The sequence below is a fragment of the Pseudobacillus sp. FSL P4-0506 genome, assembly GCF_038003025.1.
Classification (GTDB): Bacteria; Bacillota; Bacilli; order Bacillales; family Domibacillaceae; genus Pseudobacillus.
Genome location: NZ_JBBOOI010000001.1, coordinates 2,183,756 through 2,208,718 on the forward strand (window position 1 = coordinate 2,183,756; position 24,963 = coordinate 2,208,718).

Sequence of the window (24,963 nt, forward strand, 5' to 3'; positions counted from 1 at the left end):
AGAGAAAGAAAATGAGAGCACTTACTGTGCAAGATATGTCAAAATCGTACGGAGAAAAATTGCTGTTTGACGAGATCACTTTTTCCATTGCCGAAAAAGAACGGGCTGGCTTGATTGGTGTGAATGGCACAGGGAAATCTAGTCTGTTAAAAATCGTCGCAGGAAAAGACATGCCTGACAGCGGGGAGATTGTTTGCCCGAATGATTATACGATTGCTTATTTAGAACAGGAACCGGAAATGAATCCGGAGTTGACTGTAATGGATCAAGTATTTTTAAGTGACGCACCAGTGATTCAATTGCTAAAAGAATATGAAAGCACATTAAAACAGCTCGAACAGGATCCACAGGATCAAGAGGTAGCCGAGCAGTTGTTTGAGCTGCAAAAGCAGATGGATGCACTAGGTGCCTGGGAAGCAAACACAAATGCCGAAGCGATTTTAACAAGATTGGGTATCCCTGATTTTAGCCGAAAAATCAGCGAGCTGTCCGGCGGGCAGAAAAAGCGGGTGGCGCTTGCGCAAGTATTGATTGAAACGCCTGATTTGTTAATCCTTGATGAACCAACGAACCATTTAGATTATGAAACGATCCGCTGGCTGGAAGAGTACTTAAGCAAATATTCCGGAGCCGTGCTGCTTGTTACCCATGACCGGTACTTTTTGGATAGAGTGACAAATAGAATGTTCGAGCTTGACCATGGCCGTTTATATACATATAAAGGCAACTATCAGGATTATATTGCTGCCAAGGCAGAGCGTGAGGAACAACAGGCTGCCGAAGAAGACAAACGAAGAAATTTATATCGCCGGGAGCTGGCCTGGATGCGCCGGGGCGCTAAAGCAAGAACAACAAAACAAAAAGCGCGGATTGGCCGCTTTGAACAATTAGAAGGCGCACTCGGTCAAGGGCCAAAAAAAGAGCAGGTTGATTTGTCGGTAAAGGGTAGCCGGCTCGGCAAACAAGTGTTTGAGCTAAGAAATGTTTCTAAATCATTTGATGGCCAAGCGATCCTGAAGGACTTTAACTTGCTCGTAAAACCTGGAGACCGTTTTGGCGTTATTGGAAAAAACGGAAGCGGCAAGTCTACTTTTATGAACTTGCTCGCTGGAAAACTGCCATTTGATTGCGGGGAAATGATAACCGGTCAAACAGTGAAGATTGCTTATTATACACAAGAGCGGACAGACATGGACGAAAATATGCGTATAATTGCTTATATCCGCGAGTCCGCAGAGATTATAACAACAAAGACAGGAGAAAAAATTTCTGCTGCTCAAATGCTTGAGCGTTTTCTTTTTCCTATGCATGCCCATGGTACACCGATTTACAAGCTATCCGGCGGAGAGAAGCGACGCCTTTATTTATTGAAACTGTTAATGACACAGCCAAATGTCTTGCTGCTGGATGAACCAACAAATGATCTGGATACAGAGACGCTGACTGTGCTTGAAGATTACTTGGAGGATTTTCCTGGAGTCGTTATCACCGTGTCCCATGACCGTTACTTCCTGGATAAGACGGCGGATCGGCTGCTTATCTTTGAGGGCGATGGTGTAATCGGATCCTACTATGGTCAGTATAGTGACTATTTAGCCGAACAGGCCATGGCTGAAAAGCTAGAGGAGGCACCCGTTAAAGAGACGAAAGTTGAGCCTGTCAGAGAAAAGCCAAAGAAAAAGCTAAGCTATCATGAACAACGGGAATGGGAAACCATTGAAGAAGAGATTGCTAAAGTAGAAGATCGTATAGTTCAAGCGGACGAAGAATTGGAAGCAGTGGGCAGCGATTTTGAAAAAGCTCAGCAGTTAAGCATGGAACTGGAACAGCTCAATGAAAAGCTGGAGCAGCTCATTGAACGCTGGAGCTATTTATCAGAATTCACGCAGTGAGCAAAAGAAAGCGCCAGTTGTTTTATCTATGGTAGAATGGCGGTAAAGATTGTGAAAGGAGCCGTTCACTTTGCGTATTTTAAAAATTGAACCTACACCAAGTCCGAATACAATGAAAGTAATTTTGGACGAAGAACTGCCTGCGGGCAAAAGCAACAATTATAAAGCTGGAGCTGGAGAAGGAGCCCCAAAAGAGATTCAATCTATCCTTTCTATCGAAGGAATAAAGGGCGTCTACCATGTGGCTGATTTTTTAGCGATTGAACGCAATGGAAAATATGATTGGCAAGGCTTGCTTCCGCAAGTGAGAGAAGTGTTCGGTGAAGCTGTTTCAGGAGATAACGCTTCGAAAGGGACAGAAGAGGCGTATGGAGAAGTGCAGGCATCTATCCAAACATTTAAAGGAATCCCTATTCAGCTGAAACTAACCTCTGCCACGGAAGAAAAACGCTTTCCGCTGCCTGATTATTTCTTGGAAGCATTCAAAAAAGCGCAGCTAACAGATGATAACTATGTGCTTCAAAGAAAGTGGGAGGAGTTCGGCATTCGCTACGGCGATTTGAATGAAGTCGGAAAAGAAACGCTGGAAGAGATTGTTGCCGCCTATCCTCGTGAGCGTCTAGAAGGATTGGCCGCTGCCGGAGCGGAGGGCAAGGCAATACCCGAGGTAAAACGGCGCGGCTTAAAAATCACCACATCTATGTGGCAGGAAGAGGAAGACTGGCGCCGGCGTTATCAATGGCTTGAGCAGATGGAAGACCCTACTGAAGAAGATCTGCCTGTCTTACAGCTGGCTCTGAGAGACGGCAAACCAGCCATTCGCCGTCTAGCTGTTGTTTATATCGGCATGCTCGAAGACAAACAAGTTTTGCCGCTTTTATATGAGGGGCTGAATGATGCAACGGTAACAGTTCGCCGCACGGCTGGTGATTGTCTTTCTGATCTTGGTTTCAAAGAAGCGATTCCAGCTATGTGTAAGGCTCTTGAAGATAAAAGTAAAATTGTCCGCTGGCGGGCCGCTATGTTTTTGTATGAAGTCGGCGATGAAACAGCTTTGCCTGCCTTAAAGAAAGCAGAGAATGATCCGGAATTTGAAGTGCAAATGCAGGTTAAAATGGCGATTGAGCGCATTCAAGTCGGTGAGGAAGCAAAGGGGTCTGTTTGGAAGCAAATGACGGAAGCAAGAGAAAAATGATTAATGGAGGGATAAAACATGACAAATGCTTATGAAGAATATATGAAGCAAATGGCTGCACCGATGCGAGCTGAATTAACGAATGCTGGGTTTAAAGAGTTGACGACAGCAGAAGAAGTGAATGAATTTATTTCCACTGTAGAAGGAACAACACTTGTAGTAGTAAATTCTGTTTGCGGCTGTGCTGCCGGGCTTGCTCGTCCTGCTGCAGTACAAGCCACTATGCATGAGCCGGCACCTGAGCATTTAGTAACGGTATTTGCTGGACAAGATCGGGAAGCGACTGCTCAAATGCGTGAGTTTTTTGATGGCTATGAACCATCTTCCCCATCAATGGCATTATTAAAGGGCCAGGAAGTCGTTCATTTCGTCCCGAGGGAACACATTGAAGGAAACAATATAGGTTCCATTATTCAAGATTTAACAAAAGCATTCGACCAATACTGCAAATAAACAAAGGATGTCTCCGGGCATCCTTTTTTACAGGAGAAAAGATGATTGTATCGACATCTGCACGTACTAATAAAAAAATCGAAGAAAAAGCGAGAAGGGCAGCCGCTGAACTGGACTGCCCGTTTGTAAAAAGGAACAAACGATCGGTTGCCTCTCTCCAGGCTGATTATGATTCAGATTGTCTGATTGTTGCTAAAAATCGGCTGGAATTTTACGCGTCCGATGCAGAAGAGCCTTTTTTCTTTCATCCAAATTCTGCTTCTTTTCGAGTGAAACGGTTAATGAGAGGAGAGGATGATCCTTTTATCACGGCCTCCGGGCTAAAACCGGGAATGTCTCTGCTGGATTGCACATTAGGTCTGGCATCGGATAGCATTGCGGCAAGCTTTGTAATCGGGCCATCCGGCCGTGTGACGGGAATAGAGGGGAACCCTGTACTTGCTTATATGGTGAAGCATGGGTTGAACGAGTGGGAATCATCGCTGCGTGAGTTGGGCGAGGCTATGAAGCGAATCCATGTCATTAGCGGCTCTTATCAGCAGGTGCTAGCCTCTCTCCCTGATCAGTCGGTTGACGTTGTTTACTTTGATCCAATGTTTACAAAGCCTATATTGACTTCAGAAGGAATCGCGGGACTGAGAAAGCTTGCTGTTCAGGATGAGCTGACACAGGAGACCATTCAAGAAGCACTCCGAGTGGCTAAGCAACGAATCGTATTAAAGGACCATTATCAATCCAGCCGGTTTTCCAATCTGGGCTTTCATCAACAAATCCGGCCGACGTCTCTCTTTCATTTCGGAACAATGGAAGTAGGTGAAAAAGAGACGGCAGCCGGTGTGACGAACAAGGAGTGAACAGAATGAGTAAGAATGAACAGCAATATTTAGATTTATGCCGATATATTTTAAAAGAAGGAAGAAGAAAAGAAGATCGAACAGGAACAGGGACCATTAGTATATTTGGCTATCAAATGCGTTTTGACTTGCAGGAAGGTTTTCCGTTGCTAACGACAAAACGGGTTCCTTTCCGGCTCATTGTCAGCGAGCTTTTGTGGTTTTTAAAAGGAGATACGAATCTCCGCTATCTGTTGCAAAATAATAATCATATTTGGGATGAATGGGGATTTCAAAAGTGGGTAGAGTCTGAGGAATATGACGGCCCGGATATGAAAGATTTTGGCCTTAGAAGCCAAAAAGACGAAGAATTTAAGCGGATGTATGAAGAGCAGCTTGCCATTTACCAAGAGAACGTACTGAATGACGATGCTTTTGCTCAAAAATTTGGTGATTTAGGAAGTGTATATGGCAAGCAGTGGCGCAGCTGGGAAGGGGCAGATGGGGAAGTATACGATCAAATTCAGTATATTATTGATGAAATTAAACGAAACCCGGATTCACGGCGCCTGCTTTGCAACGCCTGGAGTGCCTCAGAGCTTAAAAATCAGCAGCTGCCTCCTTGTCACTACGCTTTTCAATTTTATGTGGTAGATGGAAAGCTTAGCTGCATGTTTAACATGCGCTCAAACGATGTTTTCCTAGGACTGCCTTTCAACATTGCTTCCTACGCCTTGCTTACCCATTTAATTGCCCATGAGTGTGGGTTGGAAGTTGGCGAGTTAATTTATACAGGAGCTGATGTGCACATCTACTCTAACCATGTGGAGCAGGTGGAAAAGCAGTTGTTGAGAGAGCCGCGAGAGCTTCCGCAGTTAAAGTTGAACTCTGGGGTGAAACATATTTTTGACTTTTCTATAGAAGATATAGAGTTAATCGGCTACCATCCTCATGGTCCTATTAAAGCGCCTGTAGCAGTTTGAACATATGGAGGCAAGCAGTGGAGTGTGAATCATTCCACTGCTTTTTATTACTGTCCCCTATTCCATTTGAATTTACAATGCCCTCATCGCACTATTATAATGAAAGGGCATGTTTCCTTATAAGATGAGCGGATTCTTTTTCGCCTGATGGAACAACATACTAGCAGGATTATTCGTGCAAAAATAGTGGAGGTCATTCAAGTTGGCAAACTACGAGATAAATGTTCAAGGTTCTCTATTTGATTGGGATTTGGAAAAAGGGACATTGAAATTTGAAAATGATGAAGTCGTTTTATTCTGGGTGAATACTGCTTTTAAAACATTGCTTGATTCCATTGAAGAAATATCAGGCGAAAAGGCAGCTAAGCTTGTGTTGGAGACGGCTGGCTACAGGACAGGGAGAATTGTAAGTAACTTTTATTTGGAATCCATTGGGGACGTTGGAACGATTTTAGAAAAACTACCGAATACATACTTGACGGCCGGATGGGGCGTCACAGGGATTCAGTCTTTTTCAGAAGAAGAAAAGACAGCGATTGTCCGAGTAAAGAATAGCTGGGAGTATAAAATTAATGTAGCTCAGCAAAAGGAAGAGGAAGGTACTTTCCTGCCTGGGCATTGGGCTGGTGTGTTGAGTGGGCTATTTAACGCGAACATCTGGTACAAAATTTTAAAAAGCCAGATTGAGGGAGATGATTATACTGAATATGAATTTTTCCCTTCTCACATAACGCCTACATTAAATGTTAAGGCCATGTTTCAGGAAGAAGAGCAACAAGCTCAAAGAGAATTGGAAAAGAGTATTTCTGAGCGAACAAAGATACTTTCCGACATTATTAAAGATATATCGTCTCCTATTATTCCTGTTATTGAATCGATCTTGGTTATTCCTCTTGTAGGAAAGTATGAGGAGTTCAGGGCGGAAGAGCTGTTAAATAGAACGCTGCTCAATTTGCCGAATTATCAGGCGTCCTATCTCATTCTTGATTTGACAGGGATAAAAGGTGTCGATGAGTATACGTTATCTTTTCTGCAAAAGTTTGTCCAGGCAGCCTCTCTGCTGGGAACGAGTTGCCTGCTAGTTGGAATAGCACCGGAGCTGAGCATGCAAATTACCCAGAGCGGCTATGAGATAGATGGAGTGCCTTGTTTCTCAACATTACAGCAAGGCATTCATTATGCTCTGGACCAACAAGGATTACAAATCATAAGAAAAAGTGAGAATACTTGAGGAAGAGTAAAATGAGCCGTATTTTCTATTGAAGACTGTACAACGGCAAATTGAAAAGAAGGTGACGAGAGTGATTTCTTTTATCTGGGCAATGGATGAAAATGGAGTGATGGGTAAGGATAATACTTTACCGTGGCGAATTCCTGAGGATTTAAAGTTTTTTAAAGAGACAACCATGGGCCATCCGATTGTAATGGGCAGAAAAACATATGAATCAATTGGCAAGCCGCTCCCGGGACGCGAGAATATTATTATTACCCGCGATAAAAATTACAAAGCAGCTGGCTGCACAGTTGTTCATTCTTTTGAAGAACTGTTCGAAAGAGCTAAGAATGAAGAGGAACTATTTATCACGGGTGGGGCAGAAATCTTTGAACAAATGATGCCTTACGCGGATAAACTTTATGTAACGGCTATCCAACATTCTTTTCCAGGAGATACATTTTTCCCTGATGTCATTGAGTGGGAGGACTGGCAGCTCATTTCTGAAAAGCAAGGGGACAAAAACGAACGCAATCCTTATGAATATTATTTCCGAATTTATAAAAGAAGATAATAGAAGGAATTCGTGTTTCTTTTTGGAAGCCAACCTTCGGGATGGGCTTCCATTCATTTATAGTTAAAATAAAAAATATGGATGAAAGAGAAGGAAGATCCTGTTGGCTGACAAGCAAAAGGCATTGTTTGCCTAGTCTCCAACCACCATAACGCTATATAAATAAAGAAAGCAAGAGAGGCTAATCTCTTGCTTTCTATTTGAGTTCTCCCGCACTAAATTTTAAAGCAAGAAAAGTACTTCTCTGCGATGACTGAGCAAAACATAGCCATACTGTTATTTATTTGTGGAAAAGTACGACTGGCCTTTCGTCTTTTCCAAATGGTCACTTTCCAAAGGTGTCTTCAAATCTGATTAACGATTATATTTTGCTGCCGGAGAGGGACAACCGCTTTTAAGCATAGTAATTTTGGTGATTTGAATAGTCAGAAAAAACAGATAAAAATGCAAGGAAAGCTTTTTTTGGATAATATGCAAAAAATAAAAGTTATGAGAAAACTCAGTTTTCATGCTATGACGCACAAAAGCATTAACGCCAAAAACCGAATTTAATAATATTCTGAAAACACTTGATTTTCTGTTTCCTTTCAAGCATAATAAATTTATCTTAGAGAGAGGTACAAAATTTTCAGAAATATAGGGACTAAAGGGGGAGATTGAATGAAAAAGTGGATAAAAGGGATGACGGCAGCTGGGATAGCGAGTACTCTTTTATTGGCTGGCTGCGGAGAAGAAAGCAAAGAAAAAGGACAAGAAGCCTCAGGAAAGGGCGAGGAAAAGTACCAGATTGGCGTTACGCAAATTGTTGAGCATCCATCCCTTGATAACGCTTACAAAGGCTTTAAGAAAGCTTTAGAAGATGCTGGGATAGAAGCAGATTATGATGTGCAGATTGCTCAGGGCGATCAAAATAACAATCAGACCATCGCCAATAACTTTGCCGGGGACAAAGTAGATTTAATATTCGCAAACTCTACTCCAAGTGCTACAGGCGCATTAAATGCGACGAAAGATATTCCGATTGTTTTCACTTCAGTTACAGATGCGAAGGCAGCAGGTTTAGTAAAAGACCCTGAAAAGCCGGGCGGAAATCTTACAGGAACAACAGATTTGCACCCAGAGGCAATCCCGAAAACGATCGAATTTATGGCTAAAGAGTTTGAAGGAAAGCGTGTAGGTGTTATTTATAACGCGGGAGAACAAAACTCTGTCGCCCAAGTAGATGAAGTGAAAAAAGTCATGGAGAAAAATGGTTTAAAAATGGTGCCAGTAACGGTATCGGCTTCTTCAGAGGTAAAGCAGGCTACCGAGTCACTTGCTGGAAAAGCTGACATGATTTATATCATTACGGACAATACGGTTGTATCTGCACTTGAATCAGTTGTTCAAGTGGCCAACCAAAAAGATATACCTTTATTTGTTGGTGAGCTTGATTCTGTAAAGCGCGGCGGATTTGCGGCCTTCGGCTTTGAGTACTATGACATTGGCTATGAAGCGGGACAAATGGCAGTGAAAATATTAAAAGACGGAGAGAAGCCAGGTGATATGGCTGTACAGCCTCCACAAAATTTAAAGCTGCTTATTAATGAGAATGCAGCAAAAGAAATGAATATTCCAATTAAAGACGAATGGAAAAAAGAAGCGGAATTTGTAAAGTAATAAATGAGGAGGCTTAGCCAAAGCCTCCTTATCATCCGTCCAATAGGGGGAGATTTATATGTTTACGGCCTTATTTGGCTCAGTAGAAGTTGGTGTTATCTATGCCATTATGGCTTTGGGAGTGTATCTATCCTTTAGAATATTAGACTTTCCTGATTTAACAGTTGACGGGAGCTTTGTAACAGGAGGAGCAACGGCCGCAGTATTAATTATCTCCGGCGTCAATCCTTTCCTTGCAACCGTTGGAGCATTGGTAGCCGGGTTTTTGGCGGGATGTGTGACGGGTATTCTTCATACAAAAGGAAAAATTAATCCGTTATTATCTGGTATTTTAATGATGATTGCCCTTTATTCTATCAACCTACGCATTATGGATAAACCGAATGTGCCGCTTCTTTCGGAAGAAACAGTGATCACCAAGATTACTTCCTGGTGGCAAGGATTAGGGTTCGACAACATGATGCAAAGTCTATTGTCTTCTATTGGTTTAGCTGATTATGTTCCTTCTACCTGGGGAATCCTCATTGTTATGTTCATCATAGCTTTTGCTATTAAGAAAATCGTTGACGTCTTCCTTAAAACAGAAATCGGCTTAAGCTTGCGGGCAGTCGGTGACAATGACGGAATGGTGCGAAGCTTTTCAGCTAACACCGATTGGCTCAAAGTTCTCGGATTAGGTATTTCCAATGCATTAGTTGCCTTTTCAGGAGCATTAGTTGCTCAATATAACGGATTCAGTGACGTTGGAATGGGAATCGGGATGATTATTATTGGGTTGGCTTCAGTTATTATTGGAGAAGCTGTCATCGGAAATGCAACGATTGTTAGGGCTACACTTGCTGTATTGATCGGAGCTATTTTATATCGTTTGATCGTCACATTGGCCCTAAGAGCAGATTTTCTTGAAACAGGTGACATGAAGTTGATTACGGCTATTATTGTTATCTTTGCTTTGGTTGTCCCTAAATTAATTGATAAGCAAAAAGCCGGAGCAAGAAAGAAAAAACGGGCCGCACAATTAAGTTCGGCCAAGCCAAATGGAGGGGATCAGGTTGCTGCAGCTAGATCAGATTTATAAAGTTTTCTATGAAGGTACTCCGGATGAGAAAATTGCACTGAATCAGTTATATTTACAAATGCAGCCAGGTGACTTCGTAACCGTTATCGGAAGTAACGGAGCTGGAAAGTCGACTTTAATGAACATCATTTCCGGAAATATTTTCCCTGATTATGGAACAGTAAATATTAATGGTACGAATATGACTTCCATGTCTGAGCATAAGCGAGCTAGAAAAATCGGCCGGGTTTTTCAAAATCCACTTGCTGGAACAGCACCGACAATGACCATTGAAGAAAATTTGGCGCTGGCCTATAACCGAACCAAGCCAAGATCGCTTCAATTTGGAGTCACTAAAAAGCGCCGCGAATTCTTTCGTGAGCAGCTTGAAATTCTTCATCTTGGTTTGGAAAACCGCCTGCAGGCCAAGGTAGGGCTGCTGTCTGGCGGAGAGCGGCAGGCACTCTCCTTGTTGATGGCTACATTTACAAAACCGGATATTTTACTTTTGGATGAACATACAGCCGCGCTTGACCCGGCAAGAGCAGATTTGATCACAAAGTTAACAAAAGAAATTGTTGAAAAGTTTCAATTAACAACTCTAATGGTCACCCACAATATGCAGCAGGCGCTAGATCTTGGCAACCGCCTTATTATGATGGATAAAGGTCAAATTATTTTCCAGGCAAACGAAAAAGAAAAGCCGGATCTGACGGTAGAAAAGCTGCTGGCGGAATTCCAAAGAATTCGCGGCGAAGCCCTCCTAAGTGACCGTTCACTTCTAGCTTAATAAAGAGTGGAATCGAAAAACGTCTTCGATTTGACGGCTCGATAAAAAGAGTTCGGATGAAAACATTCCGAACTCTTTTTTGTTGTCTTGTCAAAATAGCCTTGGAAAGCCAGAGCATAAAACGGACTTGTTGAAAGGGATGAAACGGTCCAATGGGTGTATCTTATCCCGTTTTATCCCTTTCAACAAGAGATAGCATGCTTATAGTATGCAGATATCAGTAAATTCTGATTAATTTACTAATGGCATGATTATTGCATTATAAAAGATAGATAAAGTGAAGAGGAGGAATTTAGGATGAAAAAGAAGCCCGGTCTTATGTTAGCCATCACTCCTATCATCGCCTTGCTGCTGCTGCTGGGAATAGGATACGGTGTGTTTCATTTAAGGGCAGAGCCATTGCTTCTAATCGCCGCAGCCATCGCCGCTCTTATTGGAAAAAGTTTAGGGGTTTCATGGGAAGAGATGCAAGAAGGAATTGTTCAAACAACAGCTAAATCGATGTCTGCTATTCTTATTTTAATTACTGTGGGTATTTTAATAGGCACATGGATGGTTTCAGGAACGATTCCAATGATGATTTTCTATGGGTTGAAATTAATCGATCCTAATTACTTATTGATCACTGCTTTTTTTGTGGCAGCTATCGTTTCAACATTTACCGGTACTTCGTGGGGATCGGCAGGAACGATTGGAGTGGCAGTGATGGGAATTGCGCTCGTTCAAGGCGTTTCACTGCCGGTTACAGCGGGTGCGGTCGTAGCTGGGGCTTATTTTGGAGATAAGTTGTCTCCTCTTTCCGATACTACAAACTTAGCCCCAGCTGCGGCAGGAAGCAAATTGTATGAACATATAAAACATATGATGTATACAACTATTCCAGCCGCTATTATCGGAGTAATTGTTTATTTCATTGCAGGTAAAATGATGGAAGTAAAAGGTGGAAATAACCAAGAGGGCTTGAATGAAATGACATCCATGTTAACCTCTACATTTGATTGGAATGTTTTATTGGTGGTCCCTATTATTATCGTTTTAGCCGGTTCTATTTTAAAATATCCAACTATTCCAGTCATGATTGCTTCTTCCGCAACTGCTATTATTCTTGGAATTGTGTTTCAAGGTATATCTGTTGAAAATGCTTTCTTGGCAACTGTCAGCGGGTTCAACATCAGTATGATGTCAGGAACGGTAGATGTTTCTACAATACCGGAAGACGTTTCAGGTTTGCTCAATCGTGGCGGAATGAGCTCGATGATGGGAACCACTTTAATTGCTTTTTGTTCTTTCGCTTTTGCTGGGGTAGTCAGTAAGGTAGGATGCTTAGAAGTCGTATTGGAAAAAGTGAATGAAAAGGCAAAGTCAACAGGCAGTTTAATTTTGGCTACAGTATTGTCTTGCATTACGATTGCAGTCACAACGGGAAGCTCATACTTGTCTATCTTAATACCAGGTGAGCTTTTTAGAAATGTATATGCTGAAAGAGGATTACATGCTAAAAATCTTTCAAGGACGTTGGAAGACTCCGGTACTGTAGTAGTCCCAATCGTTCCTTGGTCTTTAGCTGGAGTGTATATGTCAAGCACTTTAGGAGTACCCGTCATAGAGTTTTTACCTTGGGCTGTCATGTGTTACGTCGGGTTTATTTTTGCCATTATTTATGGATACACTGGGTTTTCAATTGAAAAAGTCAAAGCTGCTACAGAAGGACAATCATCAAAAGAGGATGATTTTCAATATAAAATTTAAACGGTTGCAGGGGGAAACACAATGTTGAAAGTAATTAAACAGACAAACGTTTATTCACCAGAGTATGCAGGGGAAAAAGACGTTCTTATTGCGGGAGATAAAATTATTAAAATAGATGATGACATTATAATAAGCGGGATAGATGTTGAAATTATTAATGGGAAACATACGATATGTATACCAGGACTAATCGATCGTCATGTTCATATTACCGGAGGCGGCGGTGAAGGTGGATTCTCTTCAAGCACACCTGAAGTTCAATTAGGATCTTTAATAAGAAATGGGATTTCTACTGTGGTCGGCCTGCTGGGGACAAATGATATAGGGCGGAATTCAAAAAGCTTATTGTCTAAGGCTAAATCTTTAAACGAAGAAGGAATGAATGCTTATATTCTAACAGGAGGATATGGCTATCCGCCAAGTACACTTACCGGAGACGTGAGGGAAGACATTATGTTCTTCCAGGAAGTATTAGGATTGAAGCTTGCGATTGAGGATCACCGTTCTTCTTACGTCACAAAAGAAGAATTGAAAAGGTTGGCCTCACACGTAAGAGTAGCTTCTATGCTTTCGGGCAAAAAAGGATTCATTCATTTGCATATGGGAACGGGAAAAAACCATTACAATACTCTCTATGAGATTCTGTATGAAACAGATTTGCCGATTAGTTTATTTAGCCCAACGCATATTAATCGCAGTGAGGATTTGTTAGAAGCTTCGATAGAATATGCCAATCGCGGGGGACTTGTAGATATTACGTCAAATATAAATACAAAGAAAAAAGGCAGCCGACTGTCTGCTGCCCAAGCGCTCAAGTATTTGCTGGATCATGGTGTGGCAATCAGTCAAATTACTGTTAGTTCTGATGCGAATGGCAGCATGCCGGTATTTAATAAAACAGGTGAATTGGAAGGGTTGGAAGTAGCCGGGTTCGAACCCACAATTCAGGCCTTAAAAGAACTGGTGAATGAACAAGGGCTTTCAATGGAGGATGCATTAAAGCCGTTCACCATTACTCCGGCAAAAGGGATAGGTGTGTATCCATTTAGAGGGACAATAGCAGAGCAAAGCTATGCAGATATCGTCTTAATGGATGAAAATATGGAAATACGTGATGTATGGGTTAATGGGGTCCCATTTATGAGAGATTATCAGCTATTAAAGAAAGGGGCATTTGAATAACAAGGTATGCAGCATATTCAATTTGTGCAGGAACAATGAATGAGAGTGGGGTGAACTCACTCTTTTTTATTATGCTTCTATTATTTATACTGAGACCAACTGCTAAAAATGGGAGTCATAGTAAATGAGGGATTGGTAGAGAAGGAGGGCTATCTGTGAAGGAACTGATTATTATTTCTTTAGGTGATAACACGTTGCAGAGTATGACCAAACAAATTAAACGTTATCTAGGAGACGAAGTAATCATTCGAGGTTATTCAATTGAAAAAGGAGTAGAGGCAACCTTTAAAGATAAAATTGTACTGTTGACAGGAGCACCTATTTTGCCCCATGTATCCAAACAGGTACAGGAAGCTAAGAAGATTATCATTGCTAGACGGGCACTAAGCTATCGGCACATCGAAAAGATTTTTATGTTAAAAGAAAAAACAAATATTTTATTAGTCAATGACACGAAAGAAAGTTGTTATGAAACGATTGAACAACTGAAGGGGCACGGATTTCAATCACTCACTTTTTCCCCTTACTACCCAGGGATTAAGAGTTATTCCTCCTGTTCCATAGCAATCACACCTGGAGAGAGCCGGTTTGTGCCTCCGGAGATTCAAGAAGTGATCGACATAGGAAACAGACAAATTGACATTACTACTATTACTGAAATCATGTCTGAATTAAATGTTCTTAAAAAAGCAGGAATGTTGGCTTCCTCTGAATTCGTGAGTGAAATCATTGACTTAACAAAGTATCTATCAACCATTAATCAGAAATTAGATCATTCAAACCTCCTTTTGACCACTATTTTCGATAAGTTTCCGAAAGCATTACTGTTTTGCGATGAACAAGGGAATGTTACCTATTCCAATGAGAAAATGAAGTGGATTTTTGAAGGGAATATCCTTCTAAATGTAAATGTGAAAGATTTGTTTGGATCAGAATTTGATGTAAGTACTGCTCCACATTATGAGGAAGAAGTTTTTCATTTAAAAAACAATACATATATCGTATCAGTAGATAAAGTAGAAAACGAAGAGGAGGTCATTTGTTATTTAATTGAACTTGAAAATTACGACACGTTTAAGTATGTAGATAAGGTAATCAGTTCTAAAATTAACAGCAGTAAATTTAGAGCGCGCTATCACTTCACTCATCTGCATACTCGCAATGAAAAGATGAATAAAATGATTCAATTGGCTAAGCGGATGGCAAGAAGAAATGCTGTGATTCTTATTCAAGGGGAAAGTGGCACAGGAAAAGAGCTGCTTGCTCAAGCGATCCATAATGAATCGTCACGCTCTGATCAGCCCTTTGTTCCAGTGAACTTCGCAGCGCTCTCTCCTTCTATTTTAGAGAGTGAATTATTCGGTTATGAAGAAGGAGCATTTACCGGCGCGAAAAAAGGAGGGAAAAGAGGGCTATTTGAAGAGGCTAATTGTGGGACGATTTTTATGGATGAAATCGGAGAGGCGCCCCTTGATTTGCAAGTGAAATTGTTAAGGGTAATCCAAGAAGGAGAAATAAGAAGAGTCGGAGGCAACCATCAGGTACCTGTAGACATTCGGATTATCGCCGCGACAAACCAAGACCTAGTAAGTAAAATTACTGATGGATCGTTTAGAAAAGATCTGTACTACCGGTTAAATGTTCTGCCGTTGCAAACGGTAGCTTTACGGGAAAGAAGAGAGGATATTCTTCCTCTCGTTCATCATTATTTCAACCTCTTTTCTCAACAGGATGTGTATCATGTAAATGAGTATGTAGACAAAGAAACGATGGACTTTTTAACCCACCACCCTTGGCCGGGAAATGTAAGAGAGCTAGTGAATGTCGTAGAATACATGGTAAGCATGAAAAACCCGGGACAAAAAATTAGTTTAGAGGATTTGCCGGCCTATTTTATGTTTGAATGGGAAAAGGATAAGCAGCTGAAAGAGCCCTATTATGTAAAGAAATCGATTTCAGAAGAAGATCATGTGCTTCTAATCATTTATCAAAAATTTGGTATTGGAAGAAGGCGCATTGTCGAGGAATTAATGGAAAAAGGTCTGTCTATTGGAGAAGGCAAGGTAAAAAGCATAGTAAATGCATTAAGGGAAAAGGGATGGATAGAAGTGAACAGAGGGGTAAGGGGCTGCATGGTAAGTGAAAAAGGAAAACAGCAAGCGAAAAAAATTATGGCACAATTGCCCTCATACGGAGGAAGTCAATAAAGAGCTCTGTCCGTTATCTGTCTGCAAGAAAAAACAGGTTTCTTTCAAGAACGAAGATCCTCTTCGTTCTTTTTTTTGTCAAAAGAAGAGGATGTTAATTGTCTTATTTAACGTTATAATATCCTCAGGTTGATTGATGATAAGGATGTGGAGTCGTGCATAAAATTAAGATTGTAACGGATTCAACAGTAGATTTGAAAAAGGAAGTGCTGGATCAGTACGGGATTACGATCGTACCTTTAACGATTTTCATAGATGGAAAAACATATCTAGATACTATTGATATTTCACCTGATGAATTTCTAGAAGAAATGAAGAAGGCGAATGAATTGCCAAAAAGCTCGCAGCCTTCCGTTGGGCGATTTGTAGAATTATATGATGAGTTAGGAAAAGATGGCAGCCAGATTCTGTCTATCCATATGACAGGAAAGATGAGTGGAACGGTACGAGCTGCTGAACAAGCAGCGGAAATGAGTCAATCGGATGTTACGGTGGTAGATTCGGGCTATATTTCAAAAGCGCTTTCTTTTCAAGTAGTGGAAGCAGCCAAGCTTTCTGAACAAGGAGTACCGATGGAGGCGATCGTTCGCCAGCTACAGGAAATCCGCTCACAGACGAAGCTTTATATTGTCGTCGATACACTGGAAAATTTAATAAAGGGCGGGCGTATCGGCAAAGCGAAAGGCTTTATCGGGTCGCTTTTAAATATAAAGCCCATTGCTAATCTTGACACAGGCGAATTGAGTCCGGTGGCAAAAGTAAGAAGCCATGCCCAAGTCATTAAATATTTGTCTACTCATATTGCCGAAGAAGTGAAAGGAAAAAAAATAATGAAGATCGGTCTCGTTCACGCCGACGGCTATGAATTGGCTAGCCGCCTTAAAGCGAAGTTAATCGAGTTGACAGGGTTTGAAAATTTTGAAATTGAAACAACCACTCCAATTATTTCAACGCATACAGGATTAGGCGCTCTTGGCGTGATGTATTGGGCTAAGTAAGTGATTCGTTTGCCACATAAAAAGTGTTCCGAAAGCTGTATGCTTTCGGAACACTTTTTTATGCTGGCATTGGAGTTGGTGTAGGCTTGGCGTAGCCCTCTTTATATTTTTCATCAATATATTGACGGATTTCCTGCAGTGATTTACCTTCTTTTGACATAAGGATGGATTCTGCAGCAATCTCCAAGCATACGCCACAGCGGGTGCCATGATCGTCCCAGACGACCTTATTTTCTGAAATGTCAGCGACGAAGCAATTTAAATTGCTCTTATGTCCAGCTGAATCGCCGCATCCGCAATAGCAGGGCATCGAGGCAAGCACATCGGGATGCTGAGCAGCTGCTAAATAGACAGTTTTCATGTCATCGTTTTTATCATTTAAAAAGGTAGGCATTTCTTTAACGGAAGAGGTAGTTTCTTGCAGATCTCCATTTGGCAAAGTGTGTGCATCGTGTTGGCCGGAATGCTCAGGCTCTTTGGCTTTTTCTTTTTCCGATTTTGATGAACAGCCGGCAATCAAGACGAGCAAAATACCAAGAACAGCGAAATAATAAAGCGACTTCATGGGAATAAACTCCTTTTCAGTGTTTTTGCTATACGGTCAAACATAGTATACTATACAATCGATCAAGAGCCTATTTAGAAAGATAAGCCAATGCTTCTTCGAAAAAAGGAATATGCTATAATATGAATAATTCAAACTGCGGGGTGAACAACTTGAGAAAAATGTGGATCATTTTCTTGGCCTTTGTGTTCAGTTTAACAGGCTGCTCCACATTTCCAAACGAAACAACAGAAGTAATTCCGAAAAATTTAGACGTCGTTTCAATTGGCGATTCTCTAACTGAAGGAGTGGGAGACAGTACAGAAAGCGGCGGATATATCCCTTATTTGCAACGGCAGCTAGAACAGCTTGCCGAGGTGAAAAAGGCCCGTTTCGTGAATTACGGAGTAAAAGGAAATCGCACAGACCAGCTGCTTAAAAGGCTAAATCAACAAGAGGTCAGACAGTCTCTGAAAAAAGCAGACCTTGTTATCATTACAATCGGCGGAAATGACATAATGAAGGTATTTAAAGATAACTTGACACAGTTGAGTGTTAAGGCGTTTGACAAGCAGCGGGGATCTTATGAAGAGCGGCTTGATAAAGTTATTCAAACGGTTAGAAAGGAAAACAGAGATGCAGGTATCGTCTTAGTGGGTCTTTATAATCCGTTTATGAAGGTATTGTCTGATGTAAAGGAAGTATCGGCTATTATAGATGATTGGAATGAGGCGAGCAAGCATGTAGTTGAACAATATGACCAAACATGCTTTGTTACTGTAGAAGATCTTTTCGAGAATACGGAGGAAAATCTCCTGTACAATGACCAGTTTCATCCAAATGATAAAGGGTATGAACAGATAGCAAACAGGATATTTGAAACGATCGACGGGCAGAAGCTTGAGGAGCTGACGAACAAAAAAATTATCTACGCAAATGAGGAGAGCGAATGAAAAAAGGTTGGAAACTAGCGTTTTTAGGGTTGCTTGCTTTAAATGTAATTATTATCTTTATCCTTGTTATCGGCTTATTCTCACCGATAAAAGATGAACCGTTGCCAAAAGCTTATCCAGCAAAGGAGGCTGTTGAATTTCATGTGCGGTCCAATAAAGAAGATTTAAATAGAGTAATAAAAACATTTATTGAAAAAGAAAAAGAGAAAAGTTTTGTTGATTATAATGTATACTTGCGCGATCAAGTAGAGTTATATGGGGATATAGCCGTATTTTCAGAGCGAATTGACTATAAACTAACATTTGAACCTGAAGCTTTAAAGAATGGCAATGTGATTTTGCGGCAAAAGGGAATCAAAGTGGGTAGAATTAATTTACCTGTTTCCTATGTGCTGAAAGCAGCAAGAGATGCGTATCAATTTCCTGATTGGGTAAAGATTATGCCTAACGATGAATTAATTTATATCTCCTTAGATAAAATGAAGCTTGAGAGTGATTTGAAGGTTAAAGCGGATCGCATTGATCTTAAAAAGGATGATATCCGCTTTACGTTTCAGCTTCCCGTAGAACAATAGCAAAAAAAGCTTGCCCCTATATGCAGGGGCAAGCTTTTTTATGAGCTGAATAATTCCTCTTTTTTGTGAAGACATTTAAAATGATAAAAAGGGGTATTACTTTCTGAAGAGGTGATAATTGATGGAAGAGAAAGCAATCTTTGCCGGAGGCTGTTTTTGGTGTATGGTGAAGCCGTTTGATGAACAGCCGGGAATTAAAAAAATCATTTCCGGATACACCGGAGGAGTTACAGAAAACCCAACTTATGAAGAGGTATGCAGTGAAACGACAGGACATTATGAAGCGGTAGAAATTACGTATGATCCGGCCGTTTTTCCATATGAGCAGCTTCTTGATATTTATTGGATGAATATTGATCCAACAGACATTGGCGGCCAATTTTATGACCGGGGGCAATCTTATCAGCCTGCTATTTTTTATCATACAGAGGAGCAGCGGCGCCTTGCAGAAGAGTCCAAGCAAAAGCTAAATGAAAGCGGCCGTTTTCCTGTTCCTATTAATGTGAAGATTCTACCGGCAAAACCATTTTATCCAGCTGAAGAATACCATCAATATTATTATAAAAAGAATCCGTCTCATTACGAAGCCTATCATCAAGGATCAGGAAGAGCAGCCTTTATCCGAAATCATTGGGGAGGAAAGAGAAATGAAAGATAATCAGCCAGAATTAAAGCAAAAGCTAAACAGGATGCAGTATGAAGTAACACAAAATAATGGAACAGAACCGCCTTTTCGCAACGAATATTGGAACACGTTTGAGGAAGGCATTTATGTCGATATTGTTTCCGGTAAGCCGTTATTTTCTTCTCGGGACAAGTACGATGCTGGCTGTGGATGGCCAAGCTTTACAAAACCGATTGAAGATGGGGAGGTTATAGAGAAGCAAGACTTCAGTCACAATATGGTACGAACGGAAGTAAGAAGCAAAGCTGCAGATTCCCATCTTGGCCATGTGTTTCCTGACGGGCCGGGACCAGCAGGATTGCGTTATTGCATCAATTCGGCTGCTTTGCGTTTTATTCCAAAAGAGAACATGAAGGAAGAAGGCTATGCCGAACTTTTACCCTTGTTCGAAGAAAAATAAATACTGACGCAATCCATGTGAAGAAGTTTTTTCTTCATCAACTCTAGCCCTTTATCTATTTTGAGGGGTGATCAGTTGAAAAATTTTTTCTTTACATGAAGTGCCCCTGTCCTTTATATTTGGTGAAAAAGGAGATGGGGTTTTTGCGAAAGTCATTTTTCCACTATTTAATGAAATTTCGCGAAGAGCCGCCCAGAGATGAATTGGCGGCATTTGCGAATCATGCATTCACCGACCACAGCTTTCCAAAAATGTCTCGTCACTACGATGAATTAAGCCGATATTTAGAAATGAATGGTTTTTATTTATCAAGCATGACGGTATTTGATGAAGCGTGGGACCGCTATATGGAAGAAGAAAAATAAGAGACTGCCGCAAGCAAAGAGCCGGACACCTCCCCTGCAGCTAGTGTGTGGAGAAGGGCATTTGCAGGCAGTCTTATTTTTTTGAAGGGTTCAAGAAAATAAAGATGAAACTTTTTATTCCACATGGCGTATGTTAAGTGAATGTATAAATAGAAAAGGGGGAATTTAGATGTCATTTTTCAACAAGATGCTTGCCAGTATAGGGATTGGAGGCGCTAAGGTAGATACAAAGCTTGAGAAGTCAGCTTATACAGCCGGTGAAACCATTAGAGGGCAAGTAGAAATATACGGGGGAAGCACCGAGCAGCAAATTGATTCTATTTACTTAACGATATATACAACATTTATCCGAGAATCCGATGACCGCAAGTATACCGATCACGCAGCGGTTAAAAAGCATAAATTGAATGAGCCATTTAAAATTGGTGCGAATGAGACAAAGTCGTTTCCTTTCTCATTGGAGCTCCCGATAGATACACCCATTACCTACGGCAATACACGTGTCTGGGTGGCGACGGGGCTCGACATTAAAAATGCAGCCGATCCGAGCGATAAAGATTATATAGAAGTACGCCCAACAAGGCTTGTCGCTTCGGTTCTTGAGGAGATTGGCCAAATTGGCTTTCGGCTTCGGGAGGTAGAGTGTGAGCAGGCGCCAAGAAGAATAGGAAGCCGCTTTCCATTTGTACAAGAATTTGAATTCGTGCCGACAAGCGGGCCTTTTCGCGGCAAACTAGATGAATTGGAAATTATGTTCTTAGCCCAGACAGAAGAAAGAGCGGAACTGCTTATCCAAGTCGATCGAAAAGCAAGAGGGATTGGCGGATTGTTTGCAGAGGCGCTTGAGATGGATGAAACCCATATTAGAATGACAGTGACTTCCCCAGAAATTCCAGCGCTAAATGCAAAGTTAAGACAAGTGATTGCTAAATATGCTTAAATTGCTGTAGAACAAGAAAGCACTCATATTCATTGCAGACCCTTCTAAAAACAATTACAATAGTGAAAGCGGAGAGAGATTATTTAGGAGGGTTTACAATGAGTATTCATATCGGAGCGAAAGAGAATGAAATAGCGGAAACAGTCCTTCTTCCAGGTGACCCGCTTCGGGCAAAATATATTGCAGAAACATTTTTGGAAAGTCCGGCTTGTTATAATGAAGTCAGAAATATGTTCGGGTACACAGGGACATATAAAGGGAAGAAAATTTCAGTGCAAGGAACTGGGATGGGCGTTCCCTCTATTTCCATCTACATAAACGAACTGATGCAAAGCTATAATGTTCAAAATTTAATCCGTGTCGGTACTTGCGGGGCGATCCAAAAAGACGTCAAGGTAAGAGATGTTATTTTAGCTATGAGTGCGTCTACTGATTCTCAAATGAATCGATTTACATTCAATGGAGTTGATTATGCCCCCACAGCTAATTGGGAGTTATTGAAAAAAGCATTTGATGCCGGTATCGAAAAAGGACTTCACTTAAAGGTTGGCAACGTATTTACTGCAGACATGTTCTACAACGACAATGCCGAACATCAAAAGTGGGCTGATTATGGCATCCTTGCTATCGAAATGGAAACAGCTGCTCTTTATACACTGGCGGCAAAATACAATCGAAAAGCGCTTTCTGTATTAACGGTGAGCGATCACATCTTAACAGGGGAAGAAACGACTGCTGCAGAGCGGCAATCAACATTTAATGAGATGATCGAGGTAGCCCTTGAAGCCGCTATTCAAGAGTAAAATCCAATAGAGCGGTGAAGGATACTGCATTTGATAATAATAAAAAACACCAGCCTGTTGACGGGCTGGTTTTCCTTTGAACATTTGCCTGAGCTTTAAGAGATAATAGCAGAAAATAAGGTGATAAAATGAAGAAAGCAGGATGGGTACTAACGGCTGCTTTGCTGCTCAGCGGCTGCCAGCAGATGGACGGAGCAGAAAAAGACAAGCAGACAGAAACCCAGGAAAAAAACAAGGCTGAAAAGCCGGCGGATCAGCCGCAGGAAAAGGAAGCTGCTGCCGGTCTAAAGCTTGAAGCCGCTTTTTTTAATGAGATTAAACAAGTAAACGGAAAAGCCGTAATTACAAACCCTGAAAATATGATGGTGCTCGTTAATAAGGAGTTTTCTTTGCCAGGAGACTATACACCGCCAGATTTGGTCCGGCCGAAAGTGCCATTTTCGTTTGGTGAACAAGATATTGAAAAAAGTCACATGAGAAAAGAAGCTGCCGGGGCGCTGGAAAAAATGTTTGCAGCAGCTAAACAGGAGCAAATTGACTTGTTTGCTGTTTCTGGCTATCGTTCTTATAAACGACAAGTAGAAATCATGAACAACCAAATAGCGAAGGTAGGCACCTTCGAAAAAGCCGCTCAAGCTGTAGCACCACCAGGGCAAAGTGAACATCAGACAGGCCTTACCATGGATATATCAGCAGAAAGTGTCCAATTTGATTTGCTTCAAGCGTTTGAAACAACAAAAGAAGGACAGTGGCTTGCTAATAATGCTCATAAATACGGATTTATTCTGCGTTATCCAAAGGGAAAAGAGAATGTGACCAAATATATGTATGAACCGTGGCATTTTCGCTATGTTGGCATAAAGGCAGCAGAAGAGATTTACAAGCATGGCTGGACGCTGGAAGAATATTTTGATCACGTTCAAAAAATATAATAGGGCATCCTTTGAAATCTCTCCTCTTTTGACCGGGAGAGGTTTTTTCTTTTTAATTCAATAGAAAACTGATAGAATATAAGAGTTAAATTAATGATTATTAAGCATGGAAAGCGGTGAGCATCATGGATGAAAACAAGTCTGACCAGCCTGGCAGCAAGCATCAATCCCCTTACATTCGGTTGAAGAAATTTCATTTTGTTATGCTTGTATTCTTCCTCGTATTCGCGACGGCGGCCATTACGACGCTCGCGCTCGCTTTTGGAGGAGAAAAGGCGGCGGAGGTCGGCATGAAGCCGCATCCGGAATTTGAAAAGCTGTATGAGGCCTATGATAAACTAGAAAAAAATTATTACCAAGATGTCAATAAAGATAAGCTGGTGAATGGCGCTATTAATGGAATGATTGACTCCCTTGATGATCCATATTCTGACTATATGGACAAAAAGGAAGCCAGCCAATTCCATGAAAGTGTTTCTTCCTCCTTTCAAGGGATTGGAGCAGAAATACAAGAAGAAAAAGGCATGATCAAAATTGTTTCACCGATCAAAGGATCTCCTGCAGAGAAAGCGGGGCTCCGGCCGAATGACCGCATTATGTCAGTGGACGGCAAGAGCTTAGAGGGAATGAGTTCATCGGAAGCCGTTCTGTTGATCAGAGGTGAAAAAGGAACAAAGGTAAAATTGAAAGTACAGCGTGCTGGAACAAAAGAGCCGATGGAAATTACCATTGTACGTGATGACATTCCGATTGAAACGGTCTATGCAGAGATGAAGGATGATAAAATTGCTCATATTCAAATCACGAGTTTTTCTGAACACACAGCCGCTGAATTGAAGGATGCTATTAAGAAAATGGAAGCGAAGGGCATGAAATCCATGATTCTTGATGTGCGGCAAAATCCGGGTGGGCTGCTTGATCAAGCTATTGAGATGACCAATATGTTTGTACCTGAAGGAAAAGTTCTTTTCCAAGTAGAAGATAATCAAGGTAAACGAGAAAAAATGATTTCTGACAATAGTAAGAAAGAGTCTGTGCCTGTAGTGGTTCTAGTCGATAGCGGCAGTGCCAGTGCTTCGGAAATCTTCGCAGCGGCTATGAAAGAATCTGCTGGCGTTCCTCTGATTGGGGAAAAGACATTTGGAAAAGGGACTGTACAAACAGCAGAAGATTTCAAAGATGGTTCAAATATGAAGTTTACAACAGCCAAGTGGCTGACACCGAATGGCAATTGGATTCACAAAAAAGGAATTAAGCCTGATGTTCTAGTTAAACTTCCTGATTATGCTAACTTATCTTATCTCAGTCCTGACAATGAACTGAAACTTGACAGCCTGTCAGAAGAAGTAAAGAACGCTGAGAAAATGCTTGAAGCGCTTGGATATCATCCTGGTAAGGTTGACGGCTTTTTCGATGAAGAAACAGCAGAGGCAGTGAAGGAATTCCAGAAAAAAGCAGACATCAAGCAAACGGGCGTGCTATCAGGTGATACGACTGTGCAGTTGATGAATGATTTAAGAGAAAAAATTCAACAGCATGACACACAGGAAGAAAAAGCGATAGAAATGCTCAAAAAGCAGCAGACCAATGCTGCTTCCTAAAAATACTTTTCAATAAGCACCGGGCGTTCTTTTCATCTATCATGAAGAGAGCGCCCGGCTTTTTTTTGATGCGATTGGAATGCCTGAAGTAATGAAAAAATCGATGGATCATAAAAATGACAGAGGTGCTTTTCAATAGGCGAAGAGCATGCAGGCCCGGTAGTATTAATTGGATGGAACAACAAGGAAAAAATCTAAGCGGAGTGTGGTTCTTCATATTTCAAAGAAGAAAAGCGAATTAGTTGAAAGGCTCAATGATAAACGATGGAGTTTAATTGAAGATTAATAACTTAAAACATATAGTGCTAAATTCACACTATAAAAAAGTTCATTCACTTAAGAAGAGAAAAAGCAAAAAAGAACTTCAATACGAGAGGTCC

Annotated in this window: 24 protein-coding genes; 23 read left to right on the top strand and 1 reads right to left on the bottom strand. The window is 41.2% G+C overall.

Features of this window, described 5'->3' with window-relative positions:
• Positions 1-11: 11 nt before the first annotated feature.
• From MKZ02_RS10815 to MKZ02_RS10880, 14 genes are all read left to right on the top strand, one after another.
• A complete protein-coding gene (locus tag MKZ02_RS10815) occupies positions 12-1,892 on the top strand; it encodes an ABC-F family ATP-binding cassette domain-containing protein (RefSeq protein ID WP_340853522.1) in 1,881 nt (626 codons plus the stop codon).
• A 70-nt stretch (positions 1,893-1,962) separates the two neighbouring features.
• Positions 1,963-3,087 carry a conserved virulence factor C family protein gene (locus MKZ02_RS10820; RefSeq protein ID WP_340853524.1) on the top strand — a complete coding sequence of 375 codons (1,125 nt, stop codon included), beginning with the start codon at positions 1,963-1,965 and terminating at the stop codon, positions 3,085-3,087.
• Positions 3,088-3,105: 18 nt separating this feature from the next.
• Positions 3,106-3,540 (top strand): BrxA/BrxB family bacilliredoxin, encoded by a 435-nt coding sequence (locus tag MKZ02_RS10825; RefSeq protein WP_340853525.1) that lies wholly within the window; start codon positions 3,106-3,108, stop codon positions 3,538-3,540.
• A gap of 41 nt (positions 3,541-3,581) precedes the next feature.
• Positions 3,582-4,394, top strand: a complete 813-nt coding sequence (locus tag MKZ02_RS10830; RefSeq protein ID WP_120032458.1) for a class I SAM-dependent methyltransferase — start codon at positions 3,582-3,584, stop codon at positions 4,392-4,394.
• A gap of 5 nt (positions 4,395-4,399) precedes the next feature.
• Positions 4,400-5,356, top strand: a complete 957-nt coding sequence (locus MKZ02_RS10835) for a thymidylate synthase (RefSeq protein WP_120032456.1) — start codon at positions 4,400-4,402, stop codon at positions 5,354-5,356.
• A 202-nt stretch (positions 5,357-5,558) separates the two neighbouring features.
• Complete coding sequence (locus MKZ02_RS10840; RefSeq protein WP_120032454.1) at positions 5,559-6,587, top strand: STAS domain-containing protein; 1,029 nt, start codon at positions 5,559-5,561, stop codon at positions 6,585-6,587.
• A 70-nt stretch (positions 6,588-6,657) separates the two neighbouring features.
• Positions 6,658-7,143, top strand: coding sequence for a dihydrofolate reductase (locus MKZ02_RS10845; RefSeq protein ID WP_120032452.1), 486 nt, complete (start codon positions 6,658-6,660; stop codon positions 7,141-7,143).
• Between the two features lie 660 nt (positions 7,144-7,803).
• Entirely contained in the window at positions 7,804-8,802 is a 999-nt protein-coding gene (locus tag MKZ02_RS10850; RefSeq protein WP_340853527.1) for an ABC transporter substrate-binding protein, read from the top strand.
• A 58-nt stretch (positions 8,803-8,860) separates the two neighbouring features.
• The gene (locus MKZ02_RS10855; RefSeq protein WP_120032446.1) at positions 8,861-9,880 is read left to right on the top strand and encodes an ABC transporter permease; all 1,020 of its coding nucleotides are present in this window, start codon (positions 8,861-8,863) and stop codon (positions 9,878-9,880) included.
• A complete protein-coding gene (locus MKZ02_RS10860; RefSeq protein WP_120032444.1) occupies positions 9,855-10,649 on the top strand; it encodes an ABC transporter ATP-binding protein in 795 nt (264 codons plus the stop codon). Before MKZ02_RS10855 ends, MKZ02_RS10860 begins: the two co-directional genes overlap by 26 nt.
• A gap of 297 nt (positions 10,650-10,946) precedes the next feature.
• Entirely contained in the window at positions 10,947-12,398 is a 1,452-nt protein-coding gene (nhaC, locus tag MKZ02_RS10865; protein ID WP_340853528.1) for a Na+/H+ antiporter NhaC, read from the top strand.
• Positions 12,399-12,419: 21 nt separating this feature from the next.
• A complete protein-coding gene (iadA, locus tag MKZ02_RS10870; RefSeq protein WP_340853529.1) occupies positions 12,420-13,580 on the top strand; it encodes a beta-aspartyl-peptidase in 1,161 nt (386 codons plus the stop codon).
• Positions 13,581-13,735: 155 nt separating this feature from the next.
• A complete protein-coding gene (locus MKZ02_RS10875) occupies positions 13,736-15,787 on the top strand; it encodes a sigma-54 interaction domain-containing protein (RefSeq protein ID WP_340853530.1) in 2,052 nt (683 codons plus the stop codon).
• Positions 15,788-15,942: 155 nt separating this feature from the next.
• The gene (locus tag MKZ02_RS10880) at positions 15,943-16,785 is read left to right on the top strand and encodes a DegV family protein (RefSeq protein WP_340853531.1); all 843 of its coding nucleotides are present in this window, start codon (positions 15,943-15,945) and stop codon (positions 16,783-16,785) included.
• 58 nt (positions 16,786-16,843) lie between these two features.
• Here MKZ02_RS10880 and MKZ02_RS10885 read toward each other — a convergent pair whose 3' ends face one another.
• Positions 16,844-17,350, bottom strand: a complete 507-nt coding sequence (locus tag MKZ02_RS10885; RefSeq protein WP_120032434.1) for a PCYCGC motif-containing (lipo)protein — start codon at positions 17,348-17,350, stop codon at positions 16,844-16,846.
• A 161-nt stretch (positions 17,351-17,511) separates the two neighbouring features.
• On the opposite strand from MKZ02_RS10885, the gene MKZ02_RS10890 reads away from it, so the two are divergent.
• The 9 genes from MKZ02_RS10890 to MKZ02_RS10930 all read left to right on the top strand — a co-directional run bounded on the left by MKZ02_RS10890 (position 17,512) and on the right by MKZ02_RS10930 (position 24,583).
• A complete protein-coding gene (locus MKZ02_RS10890; protein ID WP_340856381.1) occupies positions 17,512-18,282 on the top strand; it encodes an SGNH/GDSL hydrolase family protein in 771 nt (256 codons plus the stop codon).
• Complete coding sequence (locus MKZ02_RS10895; protein ID WP_120032430.1) at positions 18,279-18,857, top strand: YpmS family protein; 579 nt, start codon at positions 18,279-18,281, stop codon at positions 18,855-18,857. The genes MKZ02_RS10890 and MKZ02_RS10895 overlap by 4 nt, the downstream gene beginning before the upstream one ends.
• Positions 18,858-18,978: 121 nt before the next feature.
• On the top strand, positions 18,979-19,515 hold the full coding sequence (msrA, locus tag MKZ02_RS10900) for a peptide-methionine (S)-S-oxide reductase MsrA (RefSeq protein WP_340853532.1): 537 nt from the start codon (positions 18,979-18,981) through the stop codon (positions 19,513-19,515).
• The gene (msrB, locus tag MKZ02_RS10905; protein ID WP_340853533.1) at positions 19,505-19,942 is read left to right on the top strand and encodes a peptide-methionine (R)-S-oxide reductase MsrB; all 438 of its coding nucleotides are present in this window, start codon (positions 19,505-19,507) and stop codon (positions 19,940-19,942) included. Before msrA ends, msrB begins: the two co-directional genes overlap by 11 nt.
• Before the next feature lie 134 nt (positions 19,943-20,076).
• Positions 20,077-20,307 carry a YozE family protein gene (locus tag MKZ02_RS10910; protein WP_120032424.1) on the top strand — a complete coding sequence of 77 codons (231 nt, stop codon included), beginning with the start codon at positions 20,077-20,079 and terminating at the stop codon, positions 20,305-20,307.
• 169 nt (positions 20,308-20,476) lie between these two features.
• Complete coding sequence (locus MKZ02_RS10915) at positions 20,477-21,247, top strand: sporulation protein (protein WP_120032422.1); 771 nt, start codon at positions 20,477-20,479, stop codon at positions 21,245-21,247.
• 98 nt (positions 21,248-21,345) lie between these two features.
• Positions 21,346-22,050, top strand: coding sequence for a purine-nucleoside phosphorylase (deoD, locus tag MKZ02_RS10920; protein WP_340853534.1), 705 nt, complete (start codon positions 21,346-21,348; stop codon positions 22,048-22,050).
• A 128-nt stretch (positions 22,051-22,178) separates the two neighbouring features.
• On the top strand, positions 22,179-22,982 hold the full coding sequence (locus MKZ02_RS10925; protein ID WP_120032418.1) for a M15 family metallopeptidase: 804 nt from the start codon (positions 22,179-22,181) through the stop codon (positions 22,980-22,982).
• 125 nt (positions 22,983-23,107) lie between these two features.
• Positions 23,108-24,583: a lmo1851 family serine protease gene (locus MKZ02_RS10930; protein ID WP_120032416.1), complete on the top strand. Its 1,476-nt coding sequence runs from the start codon at positions 23,108-23,110 to the stop codon at positions 24,581-24,583.
• The last annotated feature ends 380 nt before the right edge of the window (positions 24,584-24,963 follow it).